Below are 25,505 nucleotides of genomic sequence, written 5' to 3'. Positions count from 1 at the left end.
TTTGGCCCCTCAGACCTTTAGTCCCATTCCAGGCCGCCACGCCGCCATACGTACGCGTACGCGACGAAGACGGTGAGCACGAAGAGCAGCATCTCCACGAGCCCGAAAATCCCCAGCGCATCGAAGGTGACGGCCCAGGGGTAAAGGAAGACGATCTCGATGTCGAAGACGATGAAGAGCATCGCCGTCAGGTAGTACTTGATGGGGAATCGCCCACCGCCGGCCGGAGTCGGCGTCGGCTCGATCCCGCACTCATACGCCTCGAGCTTGGCGCGGTTGTACCGCTTTGGACCGATAAGCGTGGCCATGACCACGGAGAAGATCGCAAAGCCTGCCCCGAGGGCTCCCAGCACGAGGATGGGCGCATAGGCGTTCACGCTCCTCGCTCCTCTCAGTCGGCACTGACTGTTGGCGGTTGCGTTGGACCGAGGCCCGCGAAGATCGCGTACATGTGAAGCAGGTCACAAGCCCAACTGCCTCGCATCTTATGCCCGCCGGTCTGTGATCTGCGACACGGGGTGCGACAACGGCTTTGTGATCTCCACCACCTGACGAAGGATCATGAAGTCGGATGAGCGGTGATCTTCATACGCGAAGCGCCTGAGTGATCACCAGAGGTGACATCTCAGCGAGTTACCCCTGGTCGAGAGGGTGTCGCTCTATCAAGGGATGGCGGCCGCAAGCAAATTGGCGCTGGACACATCAGCTTGATAGTGGCGCCCCGTTCACACTTTGGCGGGCGAGGTGTGGACAGATGTGGACGTGTGCACCGATTCACGAGCGAGAGTGACGCCGCCTCGCGCACGGAAGACGCCACCTCGCGCGCGAATGAGGGAGAGGGAGGGAGCGGTGACCCCCGCGCGGGGATTCGGTGCCCGGCGCGCGGGGATTCCGCGCCGGGCAACACCCCCGAAATCTGCGGGAGATCTCAGGAAGGTCTCGGCGGGATCTCAGGGAGATCCCCTAGGGTCGCGGATGTGACCTGCGCCACAGCACCGATCGCGGTCGAGAAGCCGGGCTTGGCCAACGGCCTCAACGGGTGGTAGTCCATGGGCAATTCGGACGTATCACTGAAAGCCCATGATCACAGGCGTGATCACCGTTGTCCGCATTGCCCGTTACGGCGTCAATAAGGAGTGACACGCCCGGGATTCAAGGCCGCCGCGAGCAACTGTGGCGCAGCACACGTTTCTTGATGGGAACCCTGACTCCCTGATAGCGGTTGTTCTCATGTCCCACACCGCTCACATACCCAGCCACCGGAAGCCCCGTCGCAGCGCCACGAAGCAGGCCCTGCGCGCCGGAGTTGCCGGTGGCGTCCTCAGCACCCTGGCAGTGGCCGCGGCCGCTGGCACGGCGAACGCCGCCGAGCCGGTGACCGAGACCATCGAAATGCCCACGCTCACCACGGATCTGTCGACGCAGATCGCGCAGTCCGCGGACGCCACCCAGCAGGCCGCCGACAGCTACGAGCTCCGCGCCGAGCAGGATGCGGCCGCCGTGAAGGCCGCGAAGCAGGCCAAGGAAGACCAGGCGCAGGCCGAGAGGAAGGCCGAGGCCAAGGCGAAGGCCGAAGCCGCCGCCAAGAAGAAGGCGGAAGAGGAGCGCGCGTCGCGCGCCGCCGAGCGCACGACGCTCAGCGCCTCCGCCGGCGGCTCCAGCGCTTCCGCCGATGTGGCCGCCCCGGCCAGCGGCAGCGTCGGCACGGTCATCAGCTTCCTCAAGGCCCAGCTCGGCGACGCGTACGTCATGGGTGCGTCCGGGCCCAACGCCTGGGACTGCTCCAGCCTCGTGCAGGCCGCGTTCAAGCAGGCGGGCGTGGACCTTCCGCGCGTCTCGCAGGACCAGTCGGTCTCCGGTACGCCGGTCGCGCTCTCCAACGTCCAGGTGGGCGACATCCTTTACTGGGGTGGCGCCGGTTCCGCGTACCACGTCGGTGTGTACATCGGTAACGGTCAGTACCTCGACGCCGCCAACCCCAGCAAGGGCGTTGTCATCCAGGACCTGTCGGGTTACCCGGCCGACGGCGCCGTGCGCGTCCTCTGAGGGCCCTCACAGCCGTACACAGCCACAGAGAAGGGCCGGGAACCCCAGCGGGGGGTTCCCGGCCCTTCTGTGCGCTTCTGGTGAAGGCTCAGCCCTTCGGTCAGCCCTTCGGGGAGAGCTCACCCATCTCGGACCAGCTGCTGCCCGGGATCTCGGTGTGGATGATCTCCGGGGTCGCGGCGATCAGCTCGGACATCGTCTCCATGGCGGTCTTGAAGTGGTCGGACCCGACATGCACCGCGCCCGCCTCCTGCGAGGCGAAACCCTCCAGGAGGACGAACTGGTTGGGGTCGTCGACGCTGCGGGACCAGTCGTAGAAGAGGTTGCCCTCCTCCGCGCGGGTGGCCGCGGTGAACGCGGCGGTCCGCTCCAGCCAGCTGTCGCTGTACTCGGGGCGGACGGTGAACTTGACGGCAATAAAAATCATGCGTCCATTTTGCACCGTCTCGCCCGGCGCCCGCGCCGCTACGCCTTCGGAGCCACCTTGCTCAGGCCGTTGATGATGCGGTCCATCGCGTCGCCGCCCGTGGGGTCGGTCAGGTTGGCCAGCATCTTCAGCGTGAACTTCATCAGCATCGGGTGCGTCAGGCCGCGCTGCGTCGCGATCTTCATGACCTTCGGGTTGCCGATGAGCTTCACGAAGGCGCGGCCGAGGGAGTAGTAACCGCCGTAGGTGTCCTTGAGGACCTTCGGGTAGCGCTGCAGCGCCAACTCCCGCTGGGCGGGCGTCTGACGGGCCTGGGCCTGGACGATCACATCTGCGGCGATCTGTCCTGATTCCATGGCGTACGCGATGCCCTCGCCGTTGAACGGGTTCACCATGCCGCCCGCGTCGCCGACCAGAAGCAGGCCCTTGGTGTAGTGCGGCTGGCGGTTGAAGGCCATCGGCAGCGCGGCGCCGCGGATCGGCATCGTCATGTTGTCCGGGGTGTAGCCCCAGTCCTCCGGCATCGAGGCGCACCAGGCCTTCAACACCTCGCGCCAGTCGAGCTCCTTGAAGGCGGCCGACGAGTCGAGGATGCCGAGCCCGACGTTCGACGTGCCGTCACCCATGCCGAAGATCCAGCCGTAGCCGGGAAGCAGCCGGTCCTGAGCGCCGCGGCGGTCCCACAGCTCCAGCCAGGACTCCAGGTAGTCGTCGTCATGGCGCGGCGAGGTGAAGTACGTACGGACGGCGACGCCCATCGGACGGTCGTCGCGGCGGTGCAGCCCCATCGCCAGCGAGAGCCGCGTCGAGTTGCCGTCGGCGGCGACCACAAGCGGCGCGTGGAAGGTGACCGGGGTCTTCTCCTCGCCGAGCTTGGCGTGCACGCCGGTGATGCGGCCGGTGCGGTCGTCGACGATGGGGGCGCCGACGTTGCATCGCTCGTGCAGGCGTGCGCCCGCCTTCTGGGCCTGCCGGGCGAGCTGCTCGTCGAAGTCGTCGCGTTTACGGACCAGGCCGTAGTTCGGGTAGGAGGCGAGTTCCGGCCAATCGAGCTGGAGCCGAACGCCGCCGCCGATGATGCGGAGACCCTTGTTCCGCAGCCAGCCCGCCTCTTCGGAGATGTCGATCCCCATGGAGACGAGCTGCTTGGTGGCGCGCGGCGTCAGACCGTCGCCGCAGACCTTTTCCCTTGGGAACGCCGTCTTCTCAAGAAGGAGTACGTCGAGGCCGGCCTTCGCCAAGTAGTAGGCCGTCGTGGAGCCGGCTGGCCCGGCCCCGACGACGATCACATCTGCGGTGTGTTCGGTGAGGGGCTGGGGCTCGGTCACGGCGGGTTCTCCCCAAGGCTCGAAATCTGTGTGCCAGCGGGCACGGGATATGGGCAGTCTATGCAGCGGTACTGATCCACCAGCCGAAGGGCCACCCGTGACAAAGCAGGCACCGCCGCACCAGACCCTGCCCGCCGTACAGCTGCGCGTCCCCACCGACGAGGACGCCTTCGTCTGGCACCGGCTGTTCGACGACCCGGACGTCATGGAGTTCCACGGCGGCGTGTCGGCCGAGATGTCCGTGTACGAGGAGCTGACGGCCCGGCAGCGCAGACACGACGCCGAACTGGGCTTCTGCTTCTGGACGTTGCTCGACGCGGACGGCGAGCCGATCGGCTTCACGGGGGCGCAGCCGTGGCCGCACGACTGGGGCCCCAAGGGCAAGATCGAGATCGGCTGGCGGCTGGGGCGCTCCGCTTGGGGCAAGGGGTACGCCACGGCCGCGGCGCGGGCCACCCTTGAGCGGGTGCGCGCCGCGGGGATAGCGGATGTGGTGGCCATGGTCGACGTACGCAATGAGCGGTCGGTGGCGGTGGCGGGCCGGCTCGGCATGCGCCTTGAGGAGACGTTTACGCTTCCGGGGGGACAGCGGCAGGGGCATCGCTTCGGTCTTGTGCTTTAGCGCTCGCCGGGAGGCCGTGGGGCGCCGCGCTGTCATTCGTCTGCGGCACCATCCTGGCTGGGCGCGCAGTTCCCCGCGCCCCTTCGGGGCGCTCACCGCTTCCGGCGATGCCGCGCCAGGGCTACCCTGCCGGTACCGCCCGGGGGGTGACATCCGTGACGAAGACGCCCAGGAACGCCGAAGTGCGCGTGCCGCGGCTGGTCGGGCTCATGGCCGTCGACGCGCGCGAGTCGGCCGCGCGGCACGGCGTGCTGCTCGTGGCGCCGGACCTCCCGGACTTCCGGCTCGCCGTCACCGACTACGTGGTGCGGCAGTACCCGCTCCCCGGCACGTGGATCCCGCGCGACGCCGTCGTCACCGTCTGGTTCGAACTCGGGCCCGGCGAGGGCGACGGCGGCGCGGGGGTCCGTGAACCGCGCCGCCCCGCCCCGCCGGACGGCGGACTGCTCCGGGAGCTGGACGAGCCGGGCCGCGTCAGCCGTTGATCCGCCAGTGCTCCAGCGCGATGCGGTGGATCTTCTCGCCCTCGCCCGCGGGCCAGAAGTCCGCGCGCCAGGAGAGCTGGATGGCGTACTCGGTGCCGTTGTCCGCGACGTAACTCTGGTTCAGCGCATGGATCTCGCGGCCAGACGCGTCGGTGTAGGTGTACTCCCAGATCGCGCCGCCGCGGCCCTGGAAGGTGTTCGGCTCAAGGCGGATCCGCTCGTAGTCCGACTTCTCCGGGTCCTTCTTGGCGTCCTTCTCGATCGTCGTGAAGTTCTCGTACGAGGTGTACGTGGCGTTCGGCACGACGCCGACGAGAAACTCCTCGCGGCCGGTCGACCCGGCGTACACGATCTGCCCCGGCCGGTCCTCACCCTGCCGGGACCACCCCTCGGGGACGGCGAACTCGAAGCCGCTGACATCGCTGACGAGTTCGGACCCCGCGGGCACCTGGCCGCCGGCGGTCTCATCGTCGTCCACGGCGTCGGGGGTCGCGGTCGGCTCGGCCGTGGGGGTGGGCGTGGCCGAGGGGGACGGCGACCCGTCGGGCTGCTCGCTGCGGCTGACGGCGGGCTTGTCGTCCTTGCCCACGTTGTCGCCCTTGTCGTCGCCGTTGCTCTGCCAGAGCAGGACGCCGGCCGCGGCGCCACCCCCGACGACGAAGGCGGCAGCGAGGGTGCCGACCCAGAGGCCGACGCGGCTGCGGGGCTCGGGGGGCCGCCGGCCGAGGTGGAAGGTGTGGGGGTCGTATACGGGGGGTGCGGCTGCGGGTACGGGTACGGGGGATGCGGCCGGTGCGGGTGACGCGGCCGGAGGTGCAGCCGGGGACGCAGCCTGAGATGCAGCAGCCGATGCCGCCGCGGACGCATCCGGTGCAACCCCCGCTCCCGGAGCGGCAGTTCCCGCGGGGCCGGCCGGCATCGGCGGGACCGGCGCCGGGACAACCCCCGACCGCTGGCCCAGGATCTGCAGCAGGAACGGCGCGACGAACGCCGCCGCGGACACCCAGAGCAGCCCGAACAGCAGCGCGTCCGGCACGCTCACGCCGGCCTCGAAGCTGCCGTTGCCCGAGCCGCTCATGCCGCCGCCGAACTCCGACGACGCGCTCCCGGCCGCCTCGACGCCGAGCCCGCCGACCCCGGCGAGCAGCAGGACGAGCCCGAAGAAGACTCCGGCGGCGAGCAGTTGCTCCCCTCGGTGCGCGGAGCGGCGCGCGGCGAGGACGCCGAGGGTCAGCGCGCAGACCAGGCCGAGCGCCAACGCACCCACGACAGCCCAGGAGTTGGTGACATCGCCCAGCTCGGAGAGGCCGAACGACTCCTTCTCATAGCCCCCGCCGAACCCTGAACTGCTGCTCTGCACCGACGCGTCGAGCGGGGCTCCCCACCCGAGGCCGAGGAGCGCGATGCCGAGGTTGGGAAGGACGAGCAGGGCAATCAGCAGCGGGGACACATCGGCGTCGTCGAGGTCCATGGCGCCGGCCAGGTCGTCGATCTGGGTGAGGCTGATGAACGCGACGACCGAGCAGAGCACGAGCACGACGGCGAGCGCGCGCAGCGCGGTGCCGGTAGCTCGGAACAGCGCCTGCCAGGCGGGGCGTTGGGCGGGCCACTGGCCCAAGTCGGCGCGGTGCAGCACACCGCAGGAGACGGCGAGCGCGAGGACGAGCGCGCCGAGCGTGGCGAGCACGGGCGACGAGGAGATCTCGACGCCCTCGATCTCGGGCTGCGCGAAGAGACCGAGCACGAGGATCCCGCCGGTCACCAACAGCGTGACCCGCAGGGCCGCTTCAAGCCCCGCGGTGCCGCCGCCTCCGTGTCCCCCGCCGCGTACGAGAACACGACTGCGCAGGATGCGTACGCCGATGAAGAGGGCCCCGATCCACAGCGCGGTCGCGGTCAGCGGGATCAGGTGCAGCGTGGCGCTGCCGTCGAACGCGAGGTCGCCGCCGGAACTCCCGCCCCCGAACATCGTCTCCTGCCGCTCGCCGCCCGAGATCTCGAAGCCGCCGCCGACCGCCTGGAGCAGCAGGGCGAGCGCGATCCGCATCCGGGTGCCGAACCCGACGACGACGTCTTCACCGTCGTCCCCCTGCCCGTAGGAGGGAACGGCCAGCGCCACAGCCGCGATCAGCACAAGACCCACCGGCCACAGGGCGGCCTGCGCGGCCCCGGCCCAGTCCCCACGAAACGCTCGCCCCAGGAAGGCACCCACCGGCGAGGGCGGCGCGGGGACGTACGCGGGCGCGGGCGGAGGCGGGGGCGGGGGTGGTGAGAGAGGCGCGGCTGGCACCGCCGGTTCCGCTTCGGCAGCAGCCTCACCGCCGCTGGACTCAACCCCTGTGGGTACGCCCAACTCGGCCTCAGGCGGCACGTCGGGCCCCGCGTCCACGGACGTGTCCCGCACCCGCTCCCGCCCGCACTTCATGCAGAAGCGAGCCTCATCAGGAATGGATGACCCGCATTGGGGACATTGCGGCGACGCCATGGGAACGCTCCGTCATTGGGGAGATGACCAGCAGGACCGACTCGTGCCCACCGAGCTCGCAGCGCCCGAGGCGGTTCGGCAGAGTCGTATCAACGGACACATCTTGCCCGGTGGCCGGTTCCCGTCAACTCCCGTTCAGGAAGCCCCCGGAGCTACGCCTTGAACCCCCGGTGCAGCGCCACCACGCCACCGGTCAGATTCCGCCACGCCACCTTCGACCAGCCCGCGCCCCGCAGCCGCGCGGCCAGCTCCGGCTGCCCGGGCCAGGAGCGGATGGACTCCGCGAGATAGACGTACGCGTCGGGATTGGACGACACCGCGCGGGCCACCGGCGGCAGCGCCCGCATCAGGTACTCCTCGTAGACCGTGCGGAACGGCGCCCACGTCGCGTGCGAGAACTCGCAGATGACGACCCGGCCGCCGGGCTTCGTCACGCGGTACATCTCGCGCAGCGCCTGGTCCGTCTCCTGGACGTTGCGAAGCCCGAAGGAGATCGTGACGGCGTCGAACGTGTCGTCCTTGAACGGCAGCTTCGTCGCGTCGCCCGCGGTGAACGGCATCCAGGGGTGCCGCCTCTTGCCGACCTGGAGCATGCCGAGCGAGAAGTCGCAGGGCACGACGTACGCGCCCGCTCGGGCGAACGGCTGGGACGAGGTTGCCGTGCCCGCGGCGAGGTCGAGGACCTTCTGCGCGGGGCGCGCGTCGACCGCCTTCGCGACCTCCTTGCGCCAGAGCCGGGCCTGGCCGAGCGACAGCACGTCGTTCGTGAGGTCGTACCGTTCCGCCACGTCGTCGAACATCGAGGCGACTTCGTGCGGCTGCTTGTCCAGGGAGGCGCGGGTCACCCGGCCTATTGTGTCAGGCCGGTCTTCTTTCCTGGCGGGCGCATCCCCGTCTGCCGTGTCGCGGTGTTTGCTGCGGGTGCGGGTTCGTCTTTGGTTGCTCGCGCAGTTCCCCGCGCCCCTTACGGGGCGCACCCCGCAGCTTCCTCAGCGGGACCTGTACACCAGACGTCCGCCGATCACCGTCGCCACGCACGTCCCCGCGCCGCGTCGCACCAGGTCCGCCCGGTCGGTGACGTCGAAGATCGCGAAGCGGGCCGGGCCGCCCGTCGTCAGAGGTGGCAGCAGGACCAGCGGGGTCGGGGACAAGGACGGCGGGCCCGGGAGCTGTGGTGGGCGGGCGCCCACCGCGAGGCCCGCCCTGCGGACGGCGTCCAGGACCGGGCGGGCGCGGAGTTCGCCCGCCACCGCCACCGTGCCGTGCGCGAGGAGCCGCTGTACGCCCCGGCGTGCGCTCGCGCCCAGGCGGGACGGGTCCGCGCGGAAGATGGCCGCCGCCCGCTCCCCGCCGATGGGCTCGGTGCCGAGCTCGGCGGCCTCGCGCGGGTCGGGGTGGTAGGTGGCTTCGAGGAGTTCGGGACCGTACGGGTTGAGCAGGCCCGGCGTGAGGATGCCGGGCCAGTTCCGGACGCGGGCCGAAGGGTGCGCGGCGGCCAGTTCCTCGGGCGGGCCGACGGCGGCGATGTTCGCGCCGTCGGCCAGGACCGCCGTCTCCGGCGAGCGTTCGGCGACGTGAAGTGTCAGCAACGGAACCTCAGTTGGAGGCGAGGAGCTTGAGCTCCGGGTGGGCCGTGCCGCCCTCGATCGCCGTGGAGGAGATGTGCGAGGCGACGCGGTCGTCGACCGGGTCGTTCGCCGGGTCGTCGTGCACGACGAGGTGCTCGTACGTCGTGGCGCGCTGGGCCGGGACGCGGTCCGCCGTGCGGATCATGTCGATCATTTCGCGCAGGTTGTTGCGGTGCTTGGCGCCGGCCATGGAGACCACGTTCTCCTCCAGCATCACCGAGCCGAGGTCGTCCGCGCCGTAGTGCAGGGTCAGCTGGCCGGCCTCCTTGCCGGTGGTCAGCCAGGAGCCCTGGATGTGGGCGACGTTGTCGAGGAAGATCCGCGCGATCGCGATCATGCGGATGTACTCGAAGATCGTCGCCTGGGTGCGGCCCTTGAGGTGGTTGTTCTCGGGCTGGTACGTGTACGGGATGAAGGCGCGGAAGCCGCCGGTCCTGTCCTGTACGTCGCGGATCATCCGCAGGTGCTCGATGCGCTCGGCGTTGGTCTCGCCCGTGCCCATGAGCATGGTGGAGGTGGATTCGACGCCCATGTTGTGGGCGGTCTCCATGATCTCCAGCCAGCGCTCGCCGCTCTCCTTGAGGGGCGCGATGGCCTTGCGCGGGCGGGCGGGCAGCAGCTCGGCACCCGCTCCTGCGAAGGAGTCGAGGCCCGCGGCGTTGATGCGCTGGATCGCCTCCTCCACGGAGACCTTGGAGATGCGGGCCATGTGCTCGACCTCGCTCGCCCCCAGGCTGTGGATGACCAGCTGCGGGAAGTCCTTCTTGATGGCGGCGAAGTGCTTCTCGTAGTACTCGACGCCGTAGTCCGGGTGGTGTCCGCCCTGGAACATGACCTGCGTCCCGCCCAGCTCGACGGTCTCCGCGCAGCGGCGCAGGATGTCGTCGAGGTCGCGGCTCCAGCCCTTCTTGGTGTCCTTCGGGGCGGCATAGAAGGCGCAGAACTTGCACGCCGTCACGCAGACGTTCGTGTAGTTGATGTTCCGCTCGATGATGTACGTCGCGATGTGCTCGGTCCCGGCGTACCGGCGGCGGCGCACGGCGTCGGCGGCGGCGCCGAGCGCGTGCAGCGGGGCGTCGCGGTAGAGGTCGAGCGCCTCCTCGGGGGTGATCCGCCCACCTGCGGCGGCACGGTCGAGGACGGACTGAAGGTCGGCCTTCTCGGTCACCGGGAGGTCCCTTTCATAGGGGTTGCGGACGGACTGATCCAGCGTACGCCAGCCGTTTGTGCCGCCCGACGTCAGGCGGTCCCGCCCCGTGCCACGTCAGGCGGCGTACGCCCCGATCATGAGGCCCACGAACGCGCCGCCGATCAGGAAGGGACCGAACGGGATCGCCGTCTTGCGCCCGGCGCGGCGGGCGATGACGAGCCCCACTCCGTACAGCGAGGCGAGCAGGAACCCGGCGAAGGTGCCGAGCAGCAGCACGCCCCAGCCGTACCAGCCGAGCACGGCCCCCAGGCAGAGGGCGAGCTTCACGTCACCGAAGCCCATGCCGTTGGGGTTGATGAGGAAGAGCAGGAAGTACGCACCGGCGAGCGCGAGCGCGCCGTACAGCGCGGTCAGCCAGGAACCGCCGTGCTCGGGCAGCAGCGCGGCGCCCCCGAGCAGCGCGAGCGCGGCGCCGGCGAGCGGCAGCGTGAGCACGTCCGGCAGCCGGTGCACGGTGAAGTCGACGACGGCGAGCAGCACGCCGAAGGGCGCGAGCAGCATCCAGACGCCGAGTTCGGGCCGCGCGCCGGTGGTGAGGGCGAGAGCGGCGCAGACGAGGGCGGTGGTGACGACGGTCCCGGAGGTCCGGGGCCCGTAGCCCCCGGCGAGCCCGACCCAGGAGGTGAGGGCCGCCCCCTCCGGGGTCTCGGCGCGCCAGCCCTCGCCGGGCGGAACCGAAAGACGGTACGCGGCACGCGGCACGAAGAGCCCGACGAGGGCGCCCCAGAGGGCGCCGCCGACGGCGAGGATCAGCTCCAAGAGACTCCGTACTCCCCCGTTGTGGGCAGGCGTTCCGCAGGGCGGAACAGGTGGGCACAACGCCCCGGCTGCCGAGTTCCGATACAGCCAGGCGTCAGCTGACCGCGGTCAGGCCACTGCGCCAGGCAGGAAGCAGTTCGTCGAGCAAGGCCTCCGTCCGGGGCGGCACACCCCGAGCCCCACTACGGGCGACGAGATCCGCGGCAACCGCCTGCAACCGCGCGGAGTCACCCGTGGCATGCGTGGCCCGCAGCAGCTCGTTCCAGAGCCGCTCATCGCCCGGCGCGGAGCCGAGCGCCGCGTTCAGCGCCTCGATGGCCTTCTCCGCGCGCCCCTTCTCCAGGTGGAACTCGGAGAGGGCGAGCCCGATGTCGGCGACGAGCAGCGGCAGCTGCGCGTCGATGATCTCGTGCGTGAGCCAGCCGTAGCGCTCCTGCGGCCGGTCGGCGAGCAGCGGCCCGCGCACCAGCACCAAGGCATCGGTGAGCATCCGCCCGCGCACGGCACGGCTGTTGGCACCGCGCCCCTGCGTGGCCTCGTGGTAGAGCGAGCGCAGCACGTCCAGGTCGGAGACGACGGACTTGGCGAGCGTGAGCCGCCCGCTCTGGTCGGCCCGCAGCCGCGGCGACCCGTCAGGCTCTGTCCCCAGCCACTCCCGCAGCCGGTCGACGAGCGCGTCCCGGACGTCCTCGGTGACACCGCGCGGCCACAGCGCGGAGGCGAGCACCCGGGGGTGCACACCTTCGCGGTGCAGCAGGAGCAGCGCGAGCGCCTCGTGCATCAGCGGACTGCGCTCGCCGTCCGGAGTGTCGAGGCCGATGATCTCGTACGTACCGACAAGGCGGGCGTACACCGCGGGCCTGCCCTGCTCGGTGACGTCGACGAGGAACGGCGGAGCGGTCGCCGCACGGCCGGAACCGGAACCGGAGCCGGTGGCCCCGTCCCCCGGGTCGGCCTCGACGAACAGCTCGACCACGGACCGCTGCAGGGCCTCCGGCAGCGTCTGCGCCTCCAGTTCGAGCCCGAGCAGCGGGGCGAGCAGCTTGCCCTCGCGGGTGATCTCCATCTCCCAGGCGGCGCCCGGCAGGTCGCCGGACTCGGTGCCGACGAGGTAGCCGATGCCCAACCGGCTCGCGTCCGCGGCCAGTTCGGCGAGCTTCACGGCGTCGTCGCCGGTCGGCTCGGCGGCGAGCAGCACGAGGTGCGGCGCCCAGCGGGTGTGCTGGGCCGGGCCCGTACGCCCGGTGAGCACCGAGTCGTGCCCGGCCGCCCCCAGCGCACCACGCCGCTGCCGCGTCTCGGCCTCCATCGTCTCGATCAGCGCCTCGATGTCGTCGAGGTGGCGCAGCCGGTTGGGCGCGAGCGGCGTCAGGTCCTGGCCGAAGCCGACGAGCGTGATGGTCATGCGGTCCGACCAGCCGTTGGTGGCGAGCTCCGCGGCGACGGACGCGAACACGGCGGCACGGTCGGCCTCACGTCCGCTCAGCGACACGACGCCGGGCACGGCCTCCAGGTTGAGGAGCAGCCGCGAGTCGTCGAGCGTGCCGAGGCTGACGAGCCCCGGATAGGGAGCGGCGGTATCTACATCCTCGTACCGCTCGGCATCGGTGCGCGCCAGCATCCAGAACGTCTGGTCCTGTCCCAGCTGCCACGGCGCGGGCGGCCGCCCGGCGGGCTGGGCGAGCTGCAGATGCAGATCGCCGTTGCTGAGCCAGGCAGCGTAGACGGTCGGCAGGGCACGCGACTCCTCGGCGAGCGATGCGGCGAGGCCACGCAGTGAAAGGTCGAGCAGGCGTACGCCGTCGGGGTCGGCGCCCACGAGCAGCGCGTCCTGCGCGGCCGCGGCACCCCCGGTCGGTGTCGGCGGCTCCATGCCGCGGCGGCCGCCGACGGCGCCCATGGCGGACTGCCACAGCGCGTGGCGCCGGCGGCGTCCGAGCGCGCCGAGCAGTCCGGCGGCGAGGAGGGGCGCCCCGAGGAGCGCTTCGGGGAGCCCGAAGGAGAACCCTTCGGAGTCACTCCCACTGCTGGCGGCGGGCGCTTCCTGCTGCCCCTGCCCGCCCCCTTCGGAGGGCCGCTGCTCAGGAATGGTGATGTGCGCGGTATCGCGATCGACGGACCCGCCGCCGCCCTGCTCCTGGCCGCCGCTGCCGCTGCCGCTGTCCTGTTGGCCGCCACCCTCCTTGTGATCCCCGGACTTGGCGTAGTCGGAGATCTGCTCCTTCACGTCCTGCGAGATCTTGGGCGCCTCGTCGGGCATCTCGACGAGCTCGCCGCCGTGCGCGTCCGCGGGCATCTCCATGATCCAACCTGGCCGGATCAGACTGGCCTCGGACAACCGCGACCCGTCCGGCTGCTCACGATCCTTGTTGAGCTGGTAGATCTCCTTGTACCGGCGCCCGTCGCCCAGGTGCCGCTCGGCGATCTCCCACATGGAGTCGTGGTGACGGCCCTCCGGCGGCTGGATCCGGTAGTACTTGGTGTCCCCGTCCTTCTTGTTGCTGCCACCGCCCTCCGCATGGGCGGCGGCCTGGTCGGCCTGCTCGGCGATGGCATTCGCGGCGCTCCCGGCCTGCTCCTGCCCGAAGAGGCCACCGGGCGTCTGCTGGGCGGAGGCAGCGGAGGCCGGCTTCTGGTTCCCCTCCAGCGACTGCCCGAACTGCGAGAGCCCGGGCGCGAAGCTGGCGGCGGTGGCACCCACGAGCAGCAGCGCGGCGACGAGCTGCCGGGCGAGGAGCTGGCTGCCGCCGGCGCCGGGAATCCGGTTCGGCATGCCTACGCCGGACAGCGCGGCCTTGACCTCCACGAGCACGCAGGCGGTGAACTGCGCCCAGGCGAGCCAGACGACGACGGTCAGTACGTTGATGAACGTCCCGACCGTGATCTCCTGCTGCAGCCACTCCAGCGAGGGCGAACCGCCCGGCAGCGGCCACCCCACGGCGTACGCGAGGGCTCCGGGCACGCCGACGACCAGCGCGACAAGGGCGACGAAGGCGAGGAACGCCTTGACGAAGTCCCCGAACGTACGACGACGCCGGGGCAGCGGCTGCGGCGTCCGGTTCCGCGGAGCCGACGGGCCCGTAGAGCTTGAAGTGGTGCGCGCCATGGCGGGTGTCCTGGTGTCCTCTGCTGCTGGGAGGGAGCGGATGAGCGGCTGGAGGCCGTCGATTCGACCTTCTTAGGCGATGGTTTCGACCTTCATTAGGCGATGGTACGGAAGCGACGGAAGGTCAAACAGGGGCAGCGGCCCTTACGGGTGCCCGTTTACGCCTGAGTTGCACCGAAGGCCCAACTCGTTCTGCGTGCTGCTGAACTGTCGGGCCTCCCCTTTGACCGGGCAGGCGACCGCACACGTCCCCCTCGTCACAGTTCCGGCACGGATTCGCTGCGCCCGCGTAGCACTTGAGGACCATTCGCTTCCGTCATCACGCCGAACGCGGGAGCCTTCACAGAGCGCACCAGTTCCGGTAACCCGCTCCTGATAACTTCGTCCGGCTTCATTCTCTCCTGCACATGCCGACCTCTGGGGGACTGCAACCGTGGCCCGTCGCACCATGCCCACCGTCGCCGCGCTGGTGACCAGCGCGGCCCTGCTCCTGACCGCCTGTGGGGGCGGCGGGGACGACAAATCCCCGGACAAGATCGAGGGCGCGGGACAGGGGTCCGAGAAGCCGGCGGCTTCGGAGTCGCCCGAGGGAGAGGGCCCGGACGTCAGCGTCCCGAAGGACCTGAAGCTGGTCTTCGACTTCGCCGAGCCTTCCGACCCGAAGCAGGCGAAGGCCGTCGACAACGCGGCCAACTACATCCGGGCGCTCAAGCACGGCATCGTCCAGCAGGACGTGAACGACCCCGCCTACAAGTACTACTCGGGCGCGCAGGCATCCACGTACGCGAAGACTCAGATCAAGGCGTGGATCGACGGCGGCTGGGTGCCCACGGGGACGGACCGCTACTTCAAGTCCGAGGCCACCGAACTGAGCGGCGGGAAGGCCGTCCTGGTCACCTTCTGCCGCAACCAGGCGAAGTCCTTCAGCAAGGACATCAAGGGCGACAAGATCCACTACAGCAAGGAATCCCTCGACAGCTACCAGAAGTTCAGCGTCCTGATGAGCCCGCCGAAGGGCGCGGACAAGATCTGGAAGGCGCAGAAGGTCGAGGTCCAGGGGAGGGTGAAGGAATGCCGGGGATGACAAGGCCGGGGACGACCAAGAGCTTTCGCGCACGGCGGTGCGTCGCGGCAGGCGCGGCGGCACTGATCCTGGGGGCCGCGGGAACGGGAACGGCGTACGCCGACGACATTCCCGGCGGCACCACGAAACCCCCGACCGAAGAACCATCCGGCGGCGGTGCCGACAAGAACGGCAATCTGTCGGCCGGAGTCTCCTCCATCAAGCTCAGCTACCCCAGCGGCGGGGACGGCGGCGGCAAGCAGGGCAACCTCGCCCCGATCGACCCCAACTGGGAGCCCCCGGCCTGTTGGTACGAGCCGGCCTTCACCTCCGCCGAGCTCAAGAAGTTCGTGGACACGGACGGCGGCGGCGACGTCGGCATCCACGAGTCCTGGTTCGGCAAGGAGCTCTGGACCGACCACTACCGCGACGGCAAACCAGCCGACAACTTCGACCTGCACAAGCCGACGAACAGTTCGGCCGATGGCTACAAGGACTACAACGAGGGCAAGGACGGCCGCTTCTGGCGCGGCGTCGCGCCCGACTCCTCGGACCCCAAGTCCTGGGACTGCGGCCGCATCATGTTCTGGGTCCCGGACGGCGAGATCCCGGACGACCCGAACGCCCCGACACCCGAGATGCTCGCCGAGTACGCCTACGACAAGGTGAAGGTCCCCGACACCGAGGTCGAGCTGAAGCCCGAGGCCAAGTCGACGGTGAACCTGCCGACTTGGGTGTGGCTGGACAAGGGCACCTTCAAGGAGGTCAAGGTCCGCGCGGAGCTCCCGAACACCCCCCTGTGGGCGGAGACCACAGCAAAACCGAAGAGCCTCCACCTGGAGCCCGGCACGCCGGACGCGGAGACCTTCCCCGCATCCGGCGAGTGCAAGATCAACGCCGACGGCAGCATCGGCACCCCGTACACCAAGGGCAAGTCCAAGCAGGACCCGCCGTGCGGCATCAAGTACCTGCGGGCCACGAACGGGAAGCCGTACCAGCTGAAGGCATCGGTAACCTGGGAGATCTCCTGGGAGGGCTCACAGGGCACGGGCGACGACCTGCCCGACGGCACCTTCGAGACCACGCAGGACATGAACGTCCAGGAGATCCAGTCGATCAACCGCTGACGGGGGCAAGGCGCACATGGGCAGCAAGGGCAAGAGTGACCTCAGCATCCCACTCACCGACCTGGAGGACTACGGCAGCCGGCTGCGGTCCATCAAGAACCGCATGAACCGGACCAAGAAGACCTTCGAGTCCTACAAGGACGACATAGGCGACGGCGGCGTCTACGACTCGCTCGAAGACTTCGAGTCCAACTGGGAGGACGGCCGCGAGGACATCGGCCAGCAGCTGGACCAGTTGGCGGACCTGTCCGACGCCGTCGTACGCGAGTTCAAGAAGCTGGACGACGACCTGGCCAAGGAAGTCAACGACGCGGTGAAGGCGGGCAAGGGCGAGGGCGGGAAGGGCGGCAAGGGGGACGGGAAGGGCAAGGGCGACGGGAAGTAGCCGGACGGGCGGCGGATTTCAGACCGCTGCTCACGGCTGGCCGGCCCGGCTACCCGAGGATGTCGTCGTTCGAGTCGAACTGATGCTCATCGGGGGGAAATTCGGGGAAGTACACCGTGTCTGCCTCTCCAGTAAGTACGGCAAGGAGATAGGGCGCGCACTGGGCGGGGTGGTACTCCCATTCCGGGCCCCGCCCCTCGTTGAACATGACGGTCCACTCGTCAGGATGCTGCCCCGGTCGGCATAGCCAGTAGAGGTACGCGCCGCTTCCCTCGATGTACGCCCAGGGCAACACCTCGGCCCCGTCGTCCCGCAGCAGCTGCGGCGGCTTGGGTTCGAACTCCCACAGGTCGGCCAGGATCTCGGCGCGTTCCTTCGCCTGGTCGAGGAGGTTGTAGCCCTCGTCTCGGCATCCGGGATCCATGAGCCAGACGGTCTCGTCGAAGACCCCGCCTCCGTAGGTCTCGACGAGTTCCTTGTAGTCCTGCGGCAGGGCGGTGCCGAGCTGCTGCTCCACGGCGGCCCAGTCCCGCGAGCGACGAGGGCCGACGGGAGGAATGAGCGCGGCGAGGCGTTCCAGGGTGGAGGCCATCTGAGTCTGAGTCGGCATCCTCCCTACTCCGCGAAGCGGAAAGTAGAAGTCACCGCATCGAAGATGTCGAAGAACGAGTCCGCCAGTTCGAGGAGTTGGCTGCTGCCCGAGACCAGCGCGACCTTCCCCTCCTGGCCCGGCACCGGAATGAAGGTCTGCATCAGGACGACGCGGATCGTGCGCTCGTCGCCCGGCACGGTGATGTCCTCAAGGCCGTACGTGCGCGCCGCGAGGCCGACTCCCGGGATGTCGACCGTCTCCACCTTCCGCCACGTGTCGCCCTCCCGCTTGGCCTGGCGCACGCCGAGCTGGGCGACGATGCGGTCCGGGTCCGTGGGCAGGACGTCGCCGCTGGGCGTGCGGGCGCCGACCAGGGAGACCGTGACCGAGCCGGTGACCGGCGTATCGCCGCCGAAGCTCTCCGCCATGCAGCCGCAGTACAGGGCGCCGGACTGCCAGGCGTCCTTCGACGCCTTCCGCAAGAACGCCTCGAAGGTCTCCCGGTGCGGGGCCAGCTCCGGGCGGGCGCGTACGCGATCGTTGATCATCTGCCGGATGGACGCGTCGCGCGACTCCGGACGCACGTCGAACTCCCACCACGTCTCCGGCACCTTGATGCTGAATCCGCCGCGTGCGATGGTCTGCGGTTCCGTATACCGGGCCATGGCTGTTCCTGTCTCCTCCGTCGGCATGTGCCGTTCCAGGTCAGCTTATGAGCAGCCGCCGGCCCACTCTCCCGTGGCTCCGTGGCTCCGTGGGTCCGTGGGTCCGTGCTACGTCAGGTGTGAGACGAAGAACTCGAACCGGTACTCCTGCTCAATGACCGCTGCCACCGCGCCGAGGTCGGTGAACAGGAAAGCCGATGTGAGGAAGCCGTGCCGGGCGAGTAGTTCCTGCACCCAGGAGTCAAGAAGCTCGTCGGGGGCATCGTCGTTCAGCGCCGCATCGAACTCGGCGGACGTGCTCCAGAATCCCCGTACGGCCTCCAGAACCCCGTCGGGCACCTCCGCGGACGCCAACGTGCGCGCCGTGACCACCTCGGAGGCAGCACGCAGCATCCGGTCGAGTTCCTGCCTCTCGCGCCGCGCCATGAGCCTGTGCTGCAGTTCACCAGCCACATCTACCCCCTTGCTTTCCCAACACCTACCCCAACAGCCGATGAATCCCTGGTCGCCGCAGGCGGCCGCTCGATGAATTCCCCTGGAAACACCGCTCGTTGACCGGAATCAGCCTCCTCCCCCCTCATAACTTGGCCACCCAATCAACTGCGTGCAGCCAACGGGGGGTCGTACGGCGATGAGTGGTGGATTTTCCTGGGAGTCGGCGGTCGCCGCCCTCGGGCTTGCGATACCGGTCGGTGCCGCGCTGTGGGAGTTCGGGTTCGCCGGGCGCAAACGGCTCGGCTACCGCGTGCAGATGGATACCACCGCGAAGAACGCGGACACCCATCCGCACGCCGGGGTGCTGCGGCAGATGCAGCAGAACGGCACCTCCCTCGTCGACCCGTCCTTCGTCCTGCTCCGCATCCAGAACAGCGGCTGGACGCACATCGACGCCAACGACTACGTCGTACGCGACGACGACCAGGTCGGCATCCGGATCAGCTTTCCCGGCCGCCGCGTCGACGGCATGGTCGTCACCGAGTACAGCCACGACTACCTGGGCCCCTGCTTCGAGGGGGCCGCCGGGCTCCGCATGGACAACGGGCTGATCGAGCTGCCCCGCGTGCCCCTCAACCGCGGCACCCACTACAAGGTCCTCGCCGTCCTGGAACGCGACCCCGACTTCCCAGCCGGGCGGAAGTTCCCCGATCCCGATGTCGTCGCCGGCATAAAGGGCGGCGTACGCGGTGGCCGCATCAAGAAGACCGAGAGCCACACCTTCGCCTCGAAGCCCGTCATGGTCTTCATCGCCCTGCTGGTGCTGATCGCCGCCGCCCAGTCCTTCACCACGTTCACCAGGGACGACGCCACCGCCCAGGCGGCACCCGTGGACTGCGCAGAGGGCACGCTGACCCTCTCCGGCTCCACCGCCTTCAAGGAAGCCGTCGCGGAGGCCGCGAAGCGGTACGTGAGGAAGTGCACGGGCGCCAGGATCCCCATCACGGACAACACGTTCAACGGCAGTGTCGCGGGCCTCGACTCCTTGGCGGCCGCCGGCAGGAAGGCCGGTACGGGGAAGGCCGGTGGGGCCGGCCTCCCCGACCGGCTCGCCTTCACCGACGGGGCCAAGGGCGACGGCCGCCCCCAGCTCCTTCCCCGCCCGGTCGCCCTCTCCCTCTTCACCCTGTCCGTCAACAAGGACGCCGGCGTCCAGGACCTCTCCCTCAAGCAGGTACGCCAGATCTACGCGGGCGAGATCACCAACTGGTCCCAGGTCAACGGCAACAACGTCCCCGTCCACCTGGTCAGCCGCCACCCCGGCTCCGGCACCCGCTCCACCCTCGTCAGCCAAGTCCTCGACGACAAGGAGCTGTTGGAGGTCACTTCGGGGGACTGCGCGGGCATGGACCGCAGCAAGCCGGGCCGCTGTGAGGTCGGCGACACCGGCATTCTCCTGGACACGGTGGCCTCGACCCCGGGAGCCCTCGGCCACAGCGAGGCGGGCGCCGCGCTCACCCACGAAGGCATCAACCAGGTCCGCATCGCGGGCTACCAGGCCACGGTCGAGGGCGCAGACGCGGGCGCGTACCCCTACTGGCAGACGGAGTTCGCGTATACGTACGGAGAGCCCCCCGCCGACTCGATCGCGGCAGGCTTCCTGCGCTACCTGACAGAGGGCGCAGGCAAGGACAGCCTCCCCGCCCATGGCCACCGCCCCTGCTCGGAGCTGGAGAAGCCACTGCTGTGCCGCCCGGTCGGCTGAGCGCTTTACCCCGGGGGTAATTGAAGGCGCATGTGCTTCGGCGGCAGCCTCTTCGCCATGGCCTCTGACCTTTGGATAGGCGTCGCCGCCCTCTTCTTCCTCGGCATGGGCGTCTTCGGCCTCATCGCGCCGGCTGCCCTCATCCGCCCTTTCGGTATCGAGCTGACCGTCCCGGAAGCGCGTGCCGAGGTCCGCGCGGTCTACGGCGGGTTCGGCGTCGCCTTCGGCTGCCTGCTCGGCTGGGCGGCTCGGTACGCTTCCGGTGATCTGCAACGGGGCATCGCGCTGGCGGCCGCGGTGGCGCTTGCGGGGATGGCTTTGGGGCGGCTGGCGTCCCGAGCGGTGGAGCGCCCGAGGGCTTTCTATCCGGCGTGGTTCTACTTCTGGGTCGAGGCCCTGGGCGCAGCTGGGCTGCTGGCCGCAGCTGTTCAGCTGCCGGATGCGTAGGTCACGAGGTCGCCCCATGCGGTCAGGGCGAAGGCCAGTTGGGGGCCGTGGGGGTTCTTGGAGTCGCGGAGGTGGATGGTGGAGGGGTGGTGCCCCAACTCCCGTCCTCTGAAGCCGAGTCGGACAGAGGGATGATGCTCCTGGTCGCGGCACTGTGCGACCGGTGGGGTACGGAGCTGGGCCCGACCCCCTGCAAAACAATCTGGGCGGAAATCGACCTTCCCGGGCCCGATTGACGGTGGCGTCCCCGCCAAGTGGTGCGAGCGTGCCGGGCGGGGGCTTTACCGGTCCGGTGGTTCATCGGCACCGGGGCCGCCCGGTTCTCCCGAGGTTGGCGGTTCCGGGCCGGGAGTCAAGGGCGCTCCTTCGTCGCGTCGGCTGCGCCGATTCCGCTTCGCTTCACCCTTGACACCCACCCCTCCACCGCAGGTGAGCGCCGACCGGGCGGCCACGAAGAGGGGCTCACGGGGACCGGCCATCAGGTCATCCGGCTTTCCTGCCGGGTGCGGACTAGTTCGTCACACGTGCCGTCAGAGTCATGGGTGCGCGGCCGGTCCGGGGATGAGTGCCGGTCTCGTCAAGCGTCTGGCGACCGGTTCTTCCGGGCTGGCCGTCACAGGTCACGCGTCACGAATGGCCGGGGGTGCGGGACCTACTTTGGGAAAGTTGTGTTCTGACACAAGGGGGGCGCACACGATTCGAAACGCAACTTTGCCGAAGTAGGTTCCCCACCCCCTAGGCTGGCCAGCCCCGGGGGGATCAACTAGCCGTAGGAGTAGGCGAGTTGGCCCCCTCCCACCCTGCACCCGCCCCGGAAGATCCGGTCGGCAGACGCTTGACGAAGCCGGGACCCATCCCCGAGCGGCCCGCGCACCCCTTCAGCGGGCAGCGCTGCTACGAACCAGTCCGCACCCGGCAGTGAAGCCGGATGGCCCGCCGGGTGGTCCCCGTGAGCCCCGCTTCGTGGCCGCCCGGTCGTCTTCCTTCTCGCGGTGGAGGGGTGGGTGTCAAGGGTGGAGCGCAGCGGAATCGGCGAAGCCGACGCGCAGCGCAGCGGAGCGCCCTTTACACCCGGCCCGGAACCGCCAACCTCAGGACAACTGGGCGGCCCCGGCACCAATCAACCACCGGATCACCAAAGCCCCGCATCGAGGTTTCCACGACCCGGCGGCCCCGCGCCCGGCGTGGCGCGACATCTCCGCGCCAACTCCGGTCGCTGATACCTGCCCGGCCTCAGCCGACCGCGTTCTCCGCGACCGCGCGCCCCCGCACCGTCACGTCCCCGCCGTAGAACATCCCGGTGAACACCGGGCTGTAGGTCATCTGGACCTCGACCTCGACCTGGTCGGCGTTGGCCGTCACACAATGCGTCGCCGCGATGTCCGCGCCGCTCATGCCCATCGTTCCGGCGAACTTCTTGGCGCGCGCGTCGCAGTTCTCGTAGTTGATGGGTGCGCCCTTGGCACCTTCGTAGATGCCCTCGGTGTCGAGGTCCTGGGCAGCGTAGCGCGCGGCCTGTTCCGCGATGTCGGCGGCCCGCTCCCGCTTGGAGATGGACAAGCCGCCGTCGATGACGAACGCCGAGAGCGAGAGGAAGACGAGCGCGAAGATGATGACGGCGCCCGCGCCCGAGCCACGGTCGTCGAGGCGTTCGCGACGGGCGGCGGCCCATTCTCGTATACGAGGAGCGAGGTGGGGACTGATGCTCACGCCGACCTCCGGTAGGGGTCCAGCGAAGAGCTGAAGCTGGCCTTCAGTGTCGTCTCCATGTCGAGGCCGAGAATGCCCAAGCCCCTCACCTGACAGCTCACTTCAACCGTGAAGAACGTGCCGGACTTGAAGCCCGCGCTCGTCTGGTTGACGTTGATCGGCCCGACGCACATGCCCTCGAGGTCGGCCTGCGCCGCAGCCCGCGCCTCAGACATCGCCGTGCCCTGGTCCTTCTGGATCGAACCGGCACGCGCGGCGTCACGCGCCGCACCGTCGACGGCCCCTCGGGCATCGACGAGCTGGCCGAAGGCCACCAGCATCAGAATGAAGAGGATCATCACGGGCGCGAGGATGACCACCTCGACGGTCGAGAGCCCCCGATCCGACCGACGGCCCGACGCGCGCATCCCGTTGAGGACGGCACGGGCCCATGCGTTCCTCATCAGCCGTTGTCCTCCACGAACCGCTCCACCGGGCCCGCCGACTGCGCGCGCACCGTCATGTCGAGGCCGGGGAAGACGGAAGGCACCTTCGCGGTGATCTCCACGCCGACCGTGTTCGCCTTCGGCTCCACCATCTTCACGTCCGGGCCGATCACCAGCTGCGGGCCGAGCTGCTGGATGTAGTCGTCGACCACGTCACGCGCCTCGCCGCGCCAGCCGCCCGGGTTCTCGTCGGCCGTCGCGCGGGCCTTGCGCGCGCCCGCCTGGGCCGCCGCCTGGGCGACATGGTCCGCGAAGAAGTACAGCGCGAACTGCACCGTCGCGAAGATCATGAAGAACAGCACCGGGGTGAGCAGCACGAACTCGATCGCGGTCATGCCGGATTCACCGCGGGTGGAGGCTGCCTCCACCCTGCGGCGTACCCATCGCTTCACGCTCCCGCGCACTCGTCCCCGCCTTCGTTCCCCGATAACCGATTGATGATCAGCAGGTCTTGCCGGCGTCGGCGCCCTCGATGCAGTCCTTGACGTCTTCCGCGCCGCCCTTCAGGGCACCGTTGATGACGGCGGCGACCACGCCGACGATCGCCACGACGACCGCCGAGATGATGACCCACTCGACCGCGGAAGCACCGCGGTCGAGCTCGCCGGAGCGGGCACGCTCGACGCGGCCCTTCAGGAAGGTGACAAGGAAGTCCACAGCCGGGATCCCGGTGCTGAAGTTCCGTCCGTTCATGGTGAGTTGTCCTCTCAGGAGTGGGGGGAGGTCGCCGGGCACTTGCCGTCCGGCGGATCCGTCCGTCGCCGTAAAGTTCGTTAGACCTGGAACACGCGCATCGCCGCCGGGAAGATGAGGAAGACCAGGAAGCCAGCACACAGCAGCAGCTGCGCGACGAGCATCGACTGGGATTTCTCGCCCGCACTGCCCTCGATCTCGGCCATTTCGCGGTGCCGCATCGTCTCCGCGCGGGAGGCGAGCGACTCGCGCACCTTGGCTCCGTCGTCCGCCACCAGGCCGAGGGAAGCCGACAAGTCCTTGAGCTCTTCGACGCCCAGCTGCTCGCCGAGTGTGCCGAGCGCCTGCCACTGGCTGATGCCGGTGATCCGGGCATCGGCCAGTGCGTTTCGGATACGTTTTGTCGCCCATCCGTCGGAGACTTCCGCCGCCGCCATCAGAGCCTCGGGGAGGCCCCGGCCGCCCGCCAGGCTCATCGACACCAGGTCCAGATAGGCACCGATGACGCGGCGCAGGTCACGCCGCTTGTCCTGGGCGTCGCGCCGCACTTCGAGGTCGGGGAGGAAGAAGAACAGAACGCCGAACACCAGCGCCAGCCATACCGGGATGATCGGGCTGCTGCCGAATCCCAGCGTCCAGACGATGGCGAAGAGGAACGGCCCGAAGAAGACACCCGTGGCTGCCAGCAACGTCTTCGTAGCCAGGAATTTCTCCCAGCTCCGATCAAGCACCGCCAAGTCCGCCCGCAACGACCGCTGTTCCCAGCCCTGCTGCAGATAGAACTCGGCGACCCTCACGCCCACCCGGGCCCGCGCCGAACCAAGCCGGCTGGAGTCCGACTTGCTCTCCGGGGAACGGTGCGACTCATAGGCCGCGCCCCTCGCCCGCATCGCATCGATGCGCGCGACCGTCGCGACCGCACTCCGCTTGGACGGCATCAAGGCGCGTACGAGGGCGTAGATCCCCAGGCCCATGATCGCGCCGATCACGATAGGCATCGTCAGGCTCATCGACGTACCCCTTCAGGATTCGAGAAGCCCGGCTGCCCCGGCTGGCCCGGCTGGCCGTAAGGCCCCGCCTGCCCGGTCAACGGCGCCTGCTGCTCGGCCGCGCCACCCGCCCCCCGAGGCCGCACAAACTGCACCCCCGGCTCATCCCGGATCAGGAAGCGATCCGGCGTCTCCACCGTCGACAGCTTCCGCAGCCACCAGAAGCCGAGTGCGAACAGCGCGCAGACGCAGGCGAGTACGAGCTGGCCGACCGGCGTGCCGTACGGCTCGACGAAGTCGCGGTTGAAGATCGAAAGGCCGAGGACGAACGCGATCGACACCGCCACCACGATCTGCACCGACCGCCGCGTCGACGCCCGCTGCGCCATCACGCGCTGCCGCATGTCGACCTCTTCACGCGCCGACTTGGCGAGAGCGCCGAGAACCTGCCTCAGCCCCGGCCCTCGCAGCTTCGCGTTGAGGATCAGCGCCGCCACGATGATGTCCGCCGACGCGTCGTCGATCTCGTCCGCAAGGACCTGCAGCGCCTCCGGCAGCGGCGTACGCGCCCGCAGCCGGTCCACCAGCGCGTCCAAGTGGGGCCGCAGCACCGGTGCCGCCGCCCGCGCCGAAGCCGGGATCGCCTGCTCCAAGCCCACCGCGCCCGCGATGGTGTCGCGCAGGGACTCCGTCCACGCGGCGAGGGCCTCCACGCGCTTCATCTGCGCGCGCTCCTCCGCCGCGCCGCCGAACAGCTTGTCCCAGAAGAAGACGAGGATGCCGGACGCGATGCCCGCCACCGCCCAGCGGGTGAGCAGCAGAACCACGAGACCGACACCGACGGCCAACGAGCCCCGCTGGCCCGCGAACCGGATGAGTTCGCTCATCCGCTCGCTGGCCTTCTGCTTCTCGTGCTCCGGCTTCACCGGCAGCCCGCGCAGCGCGATCGCGAGGACCGCGAGGCCTCCGCCGACCGCGATGCCGCAGCCCAGTGCGTACAGGACGGGCAGCGAGAAGAGGCCGCCCATCGAGCCGAGTGAGTTCATGTCGTGC

27 protein-coding genes are annotated in these 25,505 nt (G+C 69.6%); 8 read left to right on the top strand and 19 right to left on the bottom strand.

Annotated features, from left to right (window positions below; genetic code table 11):
- Positions 1 to 17: 17 nt before the first annotated feature.
- Positions 18 to 377: an NADH-quinone oxidoreductase subunit A gene (locus tag AB0G47_RS13775; protein ID WP_003992243.1), complete on the bottom strand. Its 360-nt coding sequence runs from the start codon at positions 375 to 377 to the stop codon at positions 18 to 20.
- Between the two features lie 853 nt (positions 378 to 1,230).
- Between AB0G47_RS13775 and AB0G47_RS13770 the strand changes: the two genes are divergently transcribed.
- Positions 1,231 to 2,046, top strand: a complete 816-nt coding sequence (locus tag AB0G47_RS13770) for a C40 family peptidase (protein WP_360768297.1) — start codon at positions 1,231 to 1,233, stop codon at positions 2,044 to 2,046.
- A gap of 100 nt (positions 2,047 to 2,146) precedes the next feature.
- On the opposite strand, the gene AB0G47_RS13765 is transcribed toward AB0G47_RS13770, so the two are convergent.
- Entirely contained in the window at positions 2,147 to 2,473 is a 327-nt protein-coding gene (locus AB0G47_RS13765; protein ID WP_135329954.1) for a putative quinol monooxygenase, read from the bottom strand.
- A gap of 38 nt (positions 2,474 to 2,511) precedes the next feature.
- Positions 2,512 to 3,801 (bottom strand): geranylgeranyl reductase family protein, encoded by a 1,290-nt coding sequence (locus AB0G47_RS13760; protein WP_266863372.1) that lies wholly within the window; start codon positions 3,799 to 3,801, stop codon positions 2,512 to 2,514.
- A gap of 97 nt (positions 3,802 to 3,898) precedes the next feature.
- On the opposite strand from AB0G47_RS13760, the gene AB0G47_RS13755 reads away from it, so the two are divergent.
- Both AB0G47_RS13755 and AB0G47_RS13750 read left to right on the top strand, forming a co-directional pair.
- Positions 3,899 to 4,423: a GNAT family N-acetyltransferase gene (locus AB0G47_RS13755; RefSeq protein WP_360768293.1), complete on the top strand. Its 525-nt coding sequence runs from the start codon at positions 3,899 to 3,901 to the stop codon at positions 4,421 to 4,423.
- Positions 4,424 to 4,578: 155 nt separating this feature from the next.
- Entirely contained in the window at positions 4,579 to 4,908 is a 330-nt protein-coding gene (locus AB0G47_RS13750; protein WP_360768290.1) for a PASTA domain-containing protein, read from the top strand.
- Here the strand turns inward: AB0G47_RS13750 and AB0G47_RS13745 are convergent.
- The 6 genes from AB0G47_RS13745 to AB0G47_RS13720 all read right to left on the bottom strand — a co-directional run bounded on the left by AB0G47_RS13745 (position 4,898) and on the right by AB0G47_RS13720 (position 14,096).
- Positions 4,898 to 7,393 carry a zinc ribbon domain-containing protein gene (locus AB0G47_RS13745; protein WP_360768288.1) on the bottom strand — a complete coding sequence of 832 codons (2,496 nt, stop codon included), beginning with the start codon at positions 7,391 to 7,393 and terminating at the stop codon, positions 4,898 to 4,900. The genes AB0G47_RS13750 and AB0G47_RS13745 overlap by 11 nt on opposite strands.
- A 152-nt stretch (positions 7,394 to 7,545) precedes the next feature.
- Entirely contained in the window at positions 7,546 to 8,238 is a 693-nt protein-coding gene (locus tag AB0G47_RS13740) for a demethylmenaquinone methyltransferase (protein WP_360768285.1), read from the bottom strand.
- A gap of 144 nt (positions 8,239 to 8,382) precedes the next feature.
- Entirely contained in the window at positions 8,383 to 8,982 is a 600-nt protein-coding gene (locus AB0G47_RS13735; RefSeq protein WP_360768283.1) for a hypothetical protein, read from the bottom strand.
- A gap of 7 nt (positions 8,983 to 8,989) precedes the next feature.
- Positions 8,990 to 10,189 carry a cyclic dehypoxanthinyl futalosine synthase gene (gene mqnC / locus AB0G47_RS13730; protein ID WP_360768280.1) on the bottom strand — a complete coding sequence of 400 codons (1,200 nt, stop codon included), beginning with the start codon at positions 10,187 to 10,189 and terminating at the stop codon, positions 8,990 to 8,992.
- A 96-nt stretch (positions 10,190 to 10,285) separates the two neighbouring features.
- Positions 10,286 to 10,990, bottom strand: a complete 705-nt coding sequence (locus AB0G47_RS13725; RefSeq protein ID WP_360768277.1) for an A24 family peptidase — start codon at positions 10,988 to 10,990, stop codon at positions 10,286 to 10,288.
- Positions 10,991 to 11,084: 94 nt separating this feature from the next.
- Positions 11,085 to 14,096, bottom strand: coding sequence for a BTAD domain-containing putative transcriptional regulator (locus tag AB0G47_RS13720; RefSeq protein ID WP_360768275.1), 3,012 nt, complete (start codon positions 14,094 to 14,096; stop codon positions 11,085 to 11,087).
- Between the two features lie 433 nt (positions 14,097 to 14,529).
- Between AB0G47_RS13720 and AB0G47_RS13715 the strand changes: the two genes are divergently transcribed.
- The 3 genes from AB0G47_RS13715 to AB0G47_RS13705 are packed head-to-tail and all read left to right on the top strand — an operon-like array spanning position 14,530 to position 16,671.
- Positions 14,530 to 15,180 carry a hypothetical protein gene (locus AB0G47_RS13715; protein ID WP_360768272.1) on the top strand — a complete coding sequence of 217 codons (651 nt, stop codon included), beginning with the start codon at positions 14,530 to 14,532 and terminating at the stop codon, positions 15,178 to 15,180.
- Positions 15,177 to 16,286, top strand: coding sequence for a hypothetical protein (locus AB0G47_RS13710; RefSeq protein ID WP_360768269.1), 1,110 nt, complete (start codon positions 15,177 to 15,179; stop codon positions 16,284 to 16,286). Before AB0G47_RS13715 ends, AB0G47_RS13710 begins: the two co-directional genes overlap by 4 nt.
- Before the next feature lie 16 nt (positions 16,287 to 16,302).
- On the top strand, positions 16,303 to 16,671 hold the full coding sequence (locus AB0G47_RS13705; protein ID WP_360768267.1) for a hypothetical protein: 369 nt from the start codon (positions 16,303 to 16,305) through the stop codon (positions 16,669 to 16,671).
- A gap of 49 nt (positions 16,672 to 16,720) precedes the next feature.
- Here AB0G47_RS13705 and AB0G47_RS13700 read toward each other — a convergent pair whose 3' ends face one another.
- The 3 genes from AB0G47_RS13700 to AB0G47_RS13690 all read right to left on the bottom strand — a co-directional run bounded on the left by AB0G47_RS13700 (position 16,721) and on the right by AB0G47_RS13690 (position 18,381).
- Positions 16,721 to 17,263 (bottom strand): SMI1/KNR4 family protein, encoded by a 543-nt coding sequence (locus AB0G47_RS13700; protein WP_360769013.1) that lies wholly within the window; start codon positions 17,261 to 17,263, stop codon positions 16,721 to 16,723.
- Positions 17,264 to 17,286: 23 nt separating this feature from the next.
- Entirely contained in the window at positions 17,287 to 17,928 is a 642-nt protein-coding gene (locus tag AB0G47_RS13695) for a hypothetical protein (RefSeq protein ID WP_360768265.1), read from the bottom strand.
- 108 nt (positions 17,929 to 18,036) lie between these two features.
- Complete coding sequence (locus tag AB0G47_RS13690) at positions 18,037 to 18,381, bottom strand: hypothetical protein (protein ID WP_360768262.1); 345 nt, start codon at positions 18,379 to 18,381, stop codon at positions 18,037 to 18,039.
- Positions 18,382 to 18,559: 178 nt separating this feature from the next.
- Between AB0G47_RS13690 and AB0G47_RS13685 the strand changes: the two genes are divergently transcribed.
- A complete protein-coding gene (locus AB0G47_RS13685; protein ID WP_360768259.1) occupies positions 18,560 to 20,128 on the top strand; it encodes a substrate-binding domain-containing protein in 1,569 nt (522 codons plus the stop codon).
- A 57-nt stretch (positions 20,129 to 20,185) separates the two neighbouring features.
- The gene (locus AB0G47_RS13680; protein ID WP_360768256.1) at positions 20,186 to 20,575 is read left to right on the top strand and encodes a DUF4345 family protein; all 390 of its coding nucleotides are present in this window, start codon (positions 20,186 to 20,188) and stop codon (positions 20,573 to 20,575) included.
- Here the strand turns inward: AB0G47_RS13680 and AB0G47_RS13675 are convergent.
- The 7 genes from AB0G47_RS13675 to AB0G47_RS13645 all read right to left on the bottom strand — a co-directional run bounded on the left by AB0G47_RS13675 (position 20,557) and on the right by AB0G47_RS13645 (position 25,498).
- The gene (locus tag AB0G47_RS13675; protein ID WP_360768253.1) at positions 20,557 to 20,673 is read right to left on the bottom strand and encodes a DUF397 domain-containing protein; all 117 of its coding nucleotides are present in this window, start codon (positions 20,671 to 20,673) and stop codon (positions 20,557 to 20,559) included. The genes AB0G47_RS13680 and AB0G47_RS13675 overlap by 19 nt on opposite strands.
- A gap of 1,135 nt (positions 20,674 to 21,808) precedes the next feature.
- Complete coding sequence (locus AB0G47_RS13670) at positions 21,809 to 22,279, bottom strand: pilus assembly protein TadG-related protein (protein WP_360769010.1); 471 nt, start codon at positions 22,277 to 22,279, stop codon at positions 21,809 to 21,811.
- A gap of 2 nt (positions 22,280 to 22,281) precedes the next feature.
- Positions 22,282 to 22,692, bottom strand: a complete 411-nt coding sequence (locus AB0G47_RS13665; protein WP_360768251.1) for a TadE/TadG family type IV pilus assembly protein — start codon at positions 22,690 to 22,692, stop codon at positions 22,282 to 22,284.
- A gap of 35 nt (positions 22,693 to 22,727) precedes the next feature.
- Positions 22,728 to 23,174, bottom strand: a complete 447-nt coding sequence (locus AB0G47_RS13660) for a TadE family protein (RefSeq protein ID WP_360768249.1) — start codon at positions 23,172 to 23,174, stop codon at positions 22,728 to 22,730.
- Positions 23,175 to 23,211: 37 nt separating this feature from the next.
- On the bottom strand, positions 23,212 to 23,463 hold the full coding sequence (locus AB0G47_RS13655) for a hypothetical protein (protein ID WP_360768246.1): 252 nt from the start codon (positions 23,461 to 23,463) through the stop codon (positions 23,212 to 23,214).
- A gap of 80 nt (positions 23,464 to 23,543) precedes the next feature.
- Positions 23,544 to 24,473: a type II secretion system F family protein gene (locus AB0G47_RS13650; RefSeq protein WP_360768244.1), complete on the bottom strand. Its 930-nt coding sequence runs from the start codon at positions 24,471 to 24,473 to the stop codon at positions 23,544 to 23,546.
- Entirely contained in the window at positions 24,470 to 25,498 is a 1,029-nt protein-coding gene (locus tag AB0G47_RS13645) for a type II secretion system F family protein (protein WP_360768242.1), read from the bottom strand. The genes AB0G47_RS13650 and AB0G47_RS13645 overlap by 4 nt, the downstream gene beginning before the upstream one ends.
- Between the last annotated feature and the right edge of the window lie 7 nt (positions 25,499 to 25,505).

The organism is Streptomyces sp. NPDC021622, from assembly GCF_040640795.1.
Lineage (GTDB): Bacteria > Actinomycetota > Actinomycetes > Streptomycetales > Streptomycetaceae > Streptomyces.
The sequence above is the reverse complement of the archived record's forward strand: the minus strand, read 5'-3'. Positions and strand labels throughout refer to the sequence as shown.

Excerpts from the sequence above, each read along its gene's own strand:
- AB0G47_RS13645 (WP_360768242.1), bottom strand. The coding sequence starts at position 25,498 with ATGAACTCACTCGGCTCGATGGGCGGCCTCTTCTCGCTGCCCGTCCTG.
- AB0G47_RS13695 (WP_360768265.1), bottom strand. The coding sequence starts at position 17,928 with ATGGCCCGGTATACGGAACCGCAGACCATCGCACGCGGCGGATTCAGC.
- AB0G47_RS13650 (WP_360768244.1), bottom strand. The coding sequence starts at position 24,473 with ATGAGCCTGACGATGCCTATCGTGATCGGCGCGATCATGGGCCTGGGG.
- AB0G47_RS13685 (WP_360768259.1), top strand. The coding sequence starts at position 18,560 with ATGAGTGGTGGATTTTCCTGGGAGTCGGCGGTCGCCGCCCTCGGGCTT.
- AB0G47_RS13700 (WP_360769013.1), bottom strand. The coding sequence starts at position 17,263 with ATGGCCTCCACCCTGGAACGCCTCGCCGCGCTCATTCCTCCCGTCGGC.
- AB0G47_RS13745 (WP_360768288.1), bottom strand. The coding sequence starts at position 7,393 with ATGGCGTCGCCGCAATGTCCCCAATGCGGGTCATCCATTCCTGATGAG.
- AB0G47_RS13720 (WP_360768275.1), bottom strand. The coding sequence starts at position 14,096 with ATGGCGCGCACCACTTCAAGCTCTACGGGCCCGTCGGCTCCGCGGAAC.
- AB0G47_RS13770 (WP_360768297.1), top strand. The coding sequence starts at position 1,231 with ATGTCCCACACCGCTCACATACCCAGCCACCGGAAGCCCCGTCGCAGC.
- AB0G47_RS13680 (WP_360768256.1), top strand. The coding sequence starts at position 20,186 with ATGGCCTCTGACCTTTGGATAGGCGTCGCCGCCCTCTTCTTCCTCGGC.
- AB0G47_RS13765 (WP_135329954.1), bottom strand. The coding sequence starts at position 2,473 with ATGATTTTTATTGCCGTCAAGTTCACCGTCCGCCCCGAGTACAGCGAC.
- AB0G47_RS13705 (WP_360768267.1), top strand. The coding sequence starts at position 16,303 with ATGGGCAGCAAGGGCAAGAGTGACCTCAGCATCCCACTCACCGACCTG.
- AB0G47_RS13655 (WP_360768246.1), bottom strand. The coding sequence starts at position 23,463 with ATGAACGGACGGAACTTCAGCACCGGGATCCCGGCTGTGGACTTCCTT.
- AB0G47_RS13710 (WP_360768269.1), top strand. The coding sequence starts at position 15,177 with ATGACAAGGCCGGGGACGACCAAGAGCTTTCGCGCACGGCGGTGCGTC.
- AB0G47_RS13665 (WP_360768251.1), bottom strand. The coding sequence starts at position 22,692 with ATGCGCGCGTCGGGCCGTCGGTCGGATCGGGGGCTCTCGACCGTCGAG.